This window comes from Dysosmobacter sp. (assembly GCF_052306735.1).
In the GTDB taxonomy this organism is placed as follows: Bacteria; Bacillota; Clostridia; order Oscillospirales; family Oscillospiraceae; genus Oscillibacter.
Map to the genome: position 1 here is coordinate 21,662 of NZ_DAWBAJ010000028.1, position 6,248 is coordinate 27,909.

A 6,248-nucleotide genomic window follows, 5' to 3' on the forward strand; every position below is an offset into this window, starting at 1 on the left:
GTGTGTTGAATTTTTTGTAAATCTTCCCACCGAAGGCCCTTACGACACCGTCTCCGTCATGGCAAGGCACCGGTCGTCCGCCTGATCGGCCTTCTGCAAAAAGGATCGCAGGCCTGTCCCGCTGACGCTCTCACCCAGCCAAACCGAAACGTTCCCGCTGCGGGCGCTCACCCGCTGGAGCAGCGTCTGGGCGCTGGCGGAACTGGTGAGGGCGTAAGCGGTACGGTCCATATCCGCCTGCAGGCAGCAGTATCCGGCCTGGGCCAGATCGCTGAGCGTCCGCTCAGAGGCGTTCTCCACGCACACAAGGCGGGTCTTGGCACAGGCTGCCCGGTAGAGCAGTTCATTCCCGCGTTCCAGCTGCTCCGCAGCCGTACGTTCCGGATCGGCGCTGTCTGCCAGGATGCCGATGCCCTGGCCGGACGCCTCCATCCGCCGCAGCAGATCCCCCTGCTCCTCCAGAAATTCCAGACTGCAATAGAAGGTGGCCTGTCCGCCATACAGTTCCAAAGCCTCCAGCGCATCTTCCACCAGCTCCGGATCCTGGGCACTCAGGCAGAGATAGACGCTCTTTCCCTTCGCGGAAGGCGTCACGCCCTGGGTGCCTCCGTCGGTTTGGCCGCCCTCCTCCGTGTGGGTCTTCAGGTATTGGTCGTACCGCTCCTCCATAGTATAGGAGGCAGCGTCGGCAAACAGCTGGTCGCTGAGGACCGCCTCGCTGTTGCGCAGCCGCACCAGATATCCATACGGCACCGCCGTCCGGGTACAGGTGATGCCGAAAAAGCTGGTGATCACCGGCTCCGGCACAAAGACCACGCCGCCCCGGAGGATGGCCGTCTGGGCGTAGGCGTTGCCCTGGTTGTCCTTGGTGGTGTTGTTAGCCAGGTCGAAGATCAGGGCGTGGGTGTCCGAGGAGTAGAGGATCACCGTCTGCCGGTTGACATAACGCGAGTAGCTGATGCCCAGCTGACGGCCTACGGAGCCGGTGAAAATGGTGCTTGGCAGATAGAGGTAGCCGCCCGACCAGAAGGGCATGGTATCGTCGCTGAGCTCCAGCACATAGTCATTGACCGCGGTGAAATAGACGGTGGGCGCCGCCTGGGCCGGCAGCAGCAGCGGCTGAACCAGCAGGGCCAGAGCCAGAACCAGGGCCGCCCATTTTTCCTTGTGCCGCATACTGCCTTCCTCCTCTCCGGCCTGTCCCGATCGCTATGATTTGTTTATTTTATCATGGCAAAGCAGTTTTTGTAAAGCGTCAGCCCCCTGCCCAGTGGTAGGGCTCCACGGTGACGCCGGTATAGTAATGGGTCAGGATCTCCCGGTAGTCTGCCCCGTCGACCGCCATCTGATTGGCGCCGTACTGGCTCATGCCCACCCCGTGGCCGAAGCCCGTGACATAGAAGGTGATGCCGTCCGCCGAAGTCTCCCACTCAAAGCAGGCAGACCGCAGCCCCAGCAAAGACCGCACTGTGGCCCCCTTGAGGGTGACGCCTCCTATGGAAACGGTCTCCACACTGCCGGCGCTGTCGGTGACCGCGTCGGTGAGCCAGGTGTCCGGCGTGCCGGAGAGGTCCGCCTCCGGGTAGGACGAGAGCACCTTCTCACGAAATTCCTGGGCGGTAAAGTCCGCCCGGCTGTAATAATTGGGAATGGCGTCTCCCTGCTCCGGCGACGTGACCGGCTGGAGATAGGGCAGGTCACTGAGCCACACCTCCCCCGCCGCGCGGGTCTGCCCCGCCGAGGAGGAGTGGAACACCGCCAGGATGGGCACACCGCCGTAGAGGATGCACTCTCCGTCCGTCTCCTTGACGGCGGTGCGGATCTTGGCCTGATAGGCTCCGGCATTGTCTCCCCAGTTCTCCAGGGCCTGCTCCTCGCTCAGATACGCCTGGCAGCAGGTGGAGTCCGTACAGATATCAGCGGTATCGCCGTGGTTCCCCCCGGTGATCATTTTATAAAGGGTATAGGTTCGGGCGGCCACTGCCTGGGCCTTCAGGGCCTCCTCCTCAAAGGAAGCGGGCATCTCCGCCCGCAGCACCCCCGTCAGGTACTCTCCCATGGTCATCTCACGGACGGTATCGCCGTCCAGGACTTTCAGCACGGTAGCGCTGTCCAGCTCTCCGGGGACAAAGGGCTCCGTCTCCACCGGCTGTGTCTCCGAGGAAAAGAGCTGCCGCCCGGCCGGCGAGGCCAGCATCAGCGGCACTGCAAACAGCACTGCCGCCAGCAGCACCGACACCGCCACACTCTGGCGGATCTCACTCTTACGTCTCATGGGTCTCCTCCTCATCTGTGCGCCCTGCCGGGCCTGTCCCCCCAATCTATGCGCAAACACCGGAAAAGATGATGCCGCCATGGACAAAACCTGTCTTCCGTGGTATACTGTGCCGGAAATCGTTCCAGCCTGTATCAATTCTCACCCGAAGGGATCTTGTGATATGAACCGTATGAATCGTTCCATGCTTTTGCCCGGCCTAGCTCTGGTGGGCGGTGCCGCTGCCTTTGTGCTGCGGGCACTGCAAAACCGTACCGGCTTTGAAGCCGCCACCGGCCTGCCCATCTCCGGTAACCTCTGGGGCATGGCCCTCATGGCGGTGCTGGTGGTGCTGGCTGTGGGAGGATGGGTGGTTTCCCGCCAGGTGCCGGATGAACAGTCCGCACCCCCCGCCTCCTTCCAGGCAGTCTTTGCCTCCCCGGCGGCGCTGCCGGTGACGCTGGTCATCGCGGGGCTCTTCCTTATGGCGCTCTCCGGGGTAACCGATTTGGCCGGAGGCCTGGGCATCGCCCTGCCCGGCCCCGATGGGGCCTATGAGGCGGAGGCCTATCTCCCGGTGCAGCGGGATGTGTCCCTGCTTTTGAGCGGGATCCTGTCCCTGCTGCTGGCAGCCAGCCAGTTGGTTGCCGCCGCCAAATGCCGCACCGGTTCCCGGGCTCCCCGGGATGAATCCTCCCGGGAACTGAACCCCAATCTGCTGCTGGCAGCTCCCATTTGCCTGGTGGTGCGGCTGGTGCTCACCTACCGGGACCTGTCGGTGAACCCCTCCATTTCCACCTACTATGTGGAGATTTTGGCTTTGGTGTTCATGACCCTGGCCTTCTACCGGCTCTCCTCCTTCGGCTTCCAGTGCGGCCGCACCCGCCGCTTCTTCCAGTACGCCGGAGCGGCGGTGGTGCTGAGCCTGGCGTCCCTGGCGGACGGAGGCGGCATCTCGACGTTGCTGTTCTACGCCGGCGGCGCGGTGAGCCTTTGGGGCTGGATGCTCCAGCGGCTCTCTGCCCCGGACTCTCCCCAGGCGTAACAGCCTCAGCTTACCACAATCCCGCCGCAAAAACCACCGTTTTCGGCAGGATTCATCCACTGTTTACAAAGTTCGACAGAGCGGATGAAAACAAAATAGAGCAGAGGGCCAGCCGATCGGCTGGCCCTCTGCTCTATTTTTTGGAAGATTGGATGAAAAGAAGTTTTGTCTCTTGCAAGTATTAAGATACCGGAGAGTTGTTAAGCAAACCAGCAGGAATTGTTACAAAAGTCTTAAATCCTGCCGGGAAATTTTTTACTGCCGCTTCCCATCCCGCATCCCGGCGAAAAAGGCCGTAAGCACCTCCCGGCAGGCCGCGCCCAGGATCCCCCCCACCAGGGCAGGCCGATTGGGGAAGGACTCCATAAAGAGGTTCGTCACACCGCCGCAGGCGCCGAAGGCCTCGTCCCGGGCGCCGTACCACACCCGGCGGATCCGGGCGTTGAGGATGGCCCCGGCGCACATGGGACAGGGCTCCAGCGTCACATACAGCTCACAGTCCTCCAGCCGCCAGGTGCCCAGGCGCTCGTTGGCCTGGGCGATGGCCTCCATCTCCGCGTGGGAGGCGGTGGCCTGCTTTTCCTCCCGCCGGTTGCGGCCCCGACCCACAATCTCGCCGTTCCGGACGATGACGCAGCCCACGGGGACCTCCCCCGCCGCCGCGGCCTGCCGGGCCAGCTCCAGGGCACAGGCCATGAAGCGCTCCTGTTCCGTCTGCATGAAATTTCCTCCTGCCGTATGAAATCTGGCATATTTGTCCAAACTCCCCGTAGAAATAAAAGCAGGAGGGACGCTGCCATGAAACCTGTTCGATCATCCAAAAAAGCCCGGCCCGACCCGGAGCTCATCATCCTGCGCTCCGAGCTGCTGGAGGCCCAGGGGGATCTGGCCCAGGCCTACCGCCAGTTCAACCAGGCTCTGGACCCGGAGCTGGTGGAGTCCTGCATCTATCAGATCAGTGCCGTCAAAGCCCGCTGCAACTACCTGATCCGGGCCATCAAGGAGCGCAGCCCCGAAGCGGCTGCGGCGGTGCGTCTGGAGGGGGAGAGCGTATGGACCTGAATCAAAAGATCCTGGCCGCCTTGCTGGCGGCCTTCTTTCTCATTGCCCTGATCCGCATTTTCAGCGCACCTTTGCGCCTGGCGGTGCGGCTGCTGGGCAACACGCTGCTGGGCTTCGTGGCACTGTGGGCGGTGAACATGACGGCGGGCATCACCGGGCTGGCCCTGGGGCTCAATGTGTGGAACGCCCTGGTGATCGGGGTGCTGGGCCTGCCGGGGTTCGTTTTGCTGCTGCTGGCCCAGTGGGTGCTCTAGTACATACATCAAAGCTCGCTGCCGTCAGCGGCATGGAAACTCATATCAGCGTAAAAGCCTGTGGCCGACCCCTGAAACTCCATCAGGGTCAATGACGGCTCTCCTGCAACTGTCACTGTTTCCCGCTGCTGCTCTTTTCCCACGGCAAACAGCACCTGGATCTGTGCCAAATCAGGGTCTTCATTCCAGACCGCGAAATAGACTGTGTTGTCTTTCCCCGCTCTCAGAAAGTCGGAATAAATCCTCCTGCCCGGCCCGGAAGGGTACAGATTCTCCAAGATATGCCCTTCATAATTCCCCTGCTCGTTGCGGCGGAAGCGAACTACATACCGCTCATCCGGCCGCTTGGTCTCCAGGCGGAACACCACGAAACGGTCTGCCCCTACATCTTCCACCGCCAGGATCTCCACATGGTCTCCCAGATGCCGTCCCTCATGAACAGCCAGATAGCGCTCGATGGAGGCGGGATCGTTGCCGTAGACCGTGGGCACATAGCTGGCGGAAAAGATCAGCACAACGAAACTAAAGAAGAGAAAAAACCATCGTTCGCCTGTATTTCGGGACATTTCCGTCACCTCCCGCCAAAAAGTTGATTGTGAGCATTTGCGAGATATCACGAGAAAAAAAGAGATTTTAAAAGCTTTATCCGGTGTAAATTAAATTCTTGTTGACACTGCTGTTTCCTTATGGTATAAGTATTCTTGCTCCGATTTTAACCCGGAGCTCTTGATTTGTAAAGCGAATACAAATATATCATACGGAGGAAACACCATGTCCACTTTTATGGCAAACAAGGCCAACATCGAGCGTAAGTGGTACATCCTGGACGCTGCCGGCAAGCCCCTGGGCAAGACCGCTGTCCGGGCTGCCGACCTGCTGCGCGGCAAGACCAAGCCCACCTACACTCCCCACGCCGACTGCGGCGACAACGTTATCATCATCAACGCCGGCAAGGCTGTCCTCACCGGCAACAAGGGCACCCAGAAGATCTATCGCACCCACTCCGGCTGGGTGGGCGGCCTGAAGGAGACTCCCTACCGCATTCTGATGCAGGAGAAGCCCGAGGTTGCCATGCGTGTGGCCATCAAGGGCATGATGCCCAAGAACACCGTCAGCAAGGACTCTCTCAAGCGCCTGCACATCTACGCTGACGCCAACTACGAGCAGCAGGCTCAGAAGCCCGTCGCTCTGGACGTGGAATAAGGAGGAAGTTAGAGCATGTATCAGTCCAAGAAGCCTTACCTGTACGGCACCGGCCGCCGGAAGTCCTCCGTGGCCCGCGTTCACCTGTTCCCCAACGGCACCGGCTCCATCACCATCAACGGCCGGGACATCGACGATTACTTCGGCCTGGACACCCTGAAGATGGTGGTCCGTCAGCCCCTGGAAGCCACCGGCAACACCGGCAAGATGGACATCGTGGCCACCGTTACCGGCGGCGGCGTCTCCGGCCAGGCCGGCGCTCTGCGCCACGGCATCGCCCGGGCCCTGCTGCTGGCCAGCGAGGATAACCGTCCCATCCTGAAGAAGGCCGGTTTCCTGACCCGCGATCCTCGTATGAAGGAGCGCAAGAAGTACGGCCTCAAGGCTGCCCGTCGCGCTCCGCAGTTCAGCAAGCGCTAAACTTTATCAA

At 61.2% G+C, this 6,248-nt stretch carries 9 protein-coding genes; 5 read left to right on the forward strand and 4 right to left on the reverse strand.

Annotation, left to right across the window (positions count from 1 at the left end; translation table 11 throughout):
• Nucleotides 1–39: 39 nt before the first annotated feature.
• Together ACT67G_RS08180 and spoIID are read right to left on the reverse strand one after the other, a co-directional pair.
• Nucleotides 40–1,176, reverse strand: coding sequence for a hypothetical protein (locus ACT67G_RS08180; RefSeq protein ID WP_443663930.1), 1,137 nt, complete (start codon nt 1,174–1,176; stop codon nt 40–42).
• Nucleotides 1,177–1,255: 79 nt separating this feature from the next.
• On the reverse strand, nt 1,256–2,275 hold the full coding sequence (spoIID, locus tag ACT67G_RS08185; protein WP_443663931.1) for a stage II sporulation protein D: 1,020 nt from the start codon (nt 2,273–2,275) through the stop codon (nt 1,256–1,258).
• Between the two features lie 163 nt (nt 2,276–2,438).
• On the opposite strand from spoIID, the gene ACT67G_RS08190 reads away from it, so the two are divergent.
• Nucleotides 2,439–3,299, forward strand: a complete 861-nt coding sequence (locus ACT67G_RS08190) for a hypothetical protein (RefSeq protein WP_443663932.1) — start codon at nt 2,439–2,441, stop codon at nt 3,297–3,299.
• A 255-nt stretch (nt 3,300–3,554) separates the two neighbouring features.
• On the opposite strand, the gene ACT67G_RS08195 is transcribed toward ACT67G_RS08190, so the two are convergent.
• Nucleotides 3,555–4,019, reverse strand: coding sequence for a nucleoside deaminase (locus ACT67G_RS08195; protein ID WP_443663933.1), 465 nt, complete (start codon nt 4,017–4,019; stop codon nt 3,555–3,557).
• 78 nt (nt 4,020–4,097) lie between these two features.
• Here ACT67G_RS08195 and ACT67G_RS08200 point away from each other — a divergent pair, with 78 nt between their 5' ends.
• The gene (locus ACT67G_RS08200) at nt 4,098–4,361 is read left to right on the forward strand and encodes a DUF2508 family protein (RefSeq protein WP_325246439.1); all 264 of its coding nucleotides are present in this window, start codon (nt 4,098–4,100) and stop codon (nt 4,359–4,361) included.
• Nucleotides 4,352–4,615, forward strand: coding sequence for a pro-sigmaK processing inhibitor BofA family protein (locus tag ACT67G_RS08205; protein WP_325246437.1), 264 nt, complete (start codon nt 4,352–4,354; stop codon nt 4,613–4,615). Before ACT67G_RS08200 ends, ACT67G_RS08205 begins: the two co-directional genes overlap by 10 nt.
• An 8-nt stretch (nt 4,616–4,623) precedes the next feature.
• Here ACT67G_RS08205 and ACT67G_RS08210 read toward each other — a convergent pair whose 3' ends face one another.
• Nucleotides 4,624–5,181 carry a hypothetical protein gene (locus ACT67G_RS08210; RefSeq protein WP_443663934.1) on the reverse strand — a complete coding sequence of 186 codons (558 nt, stop codon included), beginning with the start codon at nt 5,179–5,181 and terminating at the stop codon, nt 4,624–4,626.
• A 205-nt stretch (nt 5,182–5,386) separates the two neighbouring features.
• On the opposite strand from ACT67G_RS08210, the gene rplM reads away from it, so the two are divergent.
• Together rplM and rpsI are read left to right on the forward strand one after the other, a co-directional pair.
• Nucleotides 5,387–5,818 (forward strand): 50S ribosomal protein L13, encoded by a 432-nt coding sequence (gene rplM / locus ACT67G_RS08215; RefSeq protein ID WP_326215787.1) that lies wholly within the window; start codon nt 5,387–5,389, stop codon nt 5,816–5,818.
• Between the two features lie 15 nt (nt 5,819–5,833).
• The gene (gene rpsI / locus ACT67G_RS08220; RefSeq protein ID WP_213037675.1) at nt 5,834–6,238 is read left to right on the forward strand and encodes a 30S ribosomal protein S9; all 405 of its coding nucleotides are present in this window, start codon (nt 5,834–5,836) and stop codon (nt 6,236–6,238) included.
• Nucleotides 6,239–6,248: the final 10 nt, after the last annotated feature.

What these genes read in the sequence shown, in the direction of transcription:
- ACT67G_RS08200 (WP_325246439.1), top strand. Translation starts at nt 4,098, where the DNA reads ATGAAACCTGTTCGATCATCCAAAAAAGCCCGGCCCGACCCGGAGCTC.
- ACT67G_RS08180 (WP_443663930.1), bottom strand. Translation starts at nt 1,176, where the DNA reads ATGCGGCACAAGGAAAAATGGGCGGCCCTGGTTCTGGCTCTGGCCCTG.
- ACT67G_RS08190 (WP_443663932.1), top strand. Translation starts at nt 2,439, where the DNA reads ATGAACCGTATGAATCGTTCCATGCTTTTGCCCGGCCTAGCTCTGGTG.
- rpsI (WP_213037675.1), top strand. Translation starts at nt 5,834, where the DNA reads ATGTATCAGTCCAAGAAGCCTTACCTGTACGGCACCGGCCGCCGGAAG.
- ACT67G_RS08210 (WP_443663934.1), bottom strand. Translation starts at nt 5,181, where the DNA reads ATGTCCCGAAATACAGGCGAACGATGGTTTTTTCTCTTCTTTAGTTTC.
- ACT67G_RS08205 (WP_325246437.1), top strand. Translation starts at nt 4,352, where the DNA reads ATGGACCTGAATCAAAAGATCCTGGCCGCCTTGCTGGCGGCCTTCTTT.
- rplM (WP_326215787.1), top strand. Translation starts at nt 5,387, where the DNA reads ATGTCCACTTTTATGGCAAACAAGGCCAACATCGAGCGTAAGTGGTAC.
- spoIID (WP_443663931.1), bottom strand. Translation starts at nt 2,275, where the DNA reads ATGAGACGTAAGAGTGAGATCCGCCAGAGTGTGGCGGTGTCGGTGCTG.
- ACT67G_RS08195 (WP_443663933.1), bottom strand. Translation starts at nt 4,019, where the DNA reads ATGCAGACGGAACAGGAGCGCTTCATGGCCTGTGCCCTGGAGCTGGCC.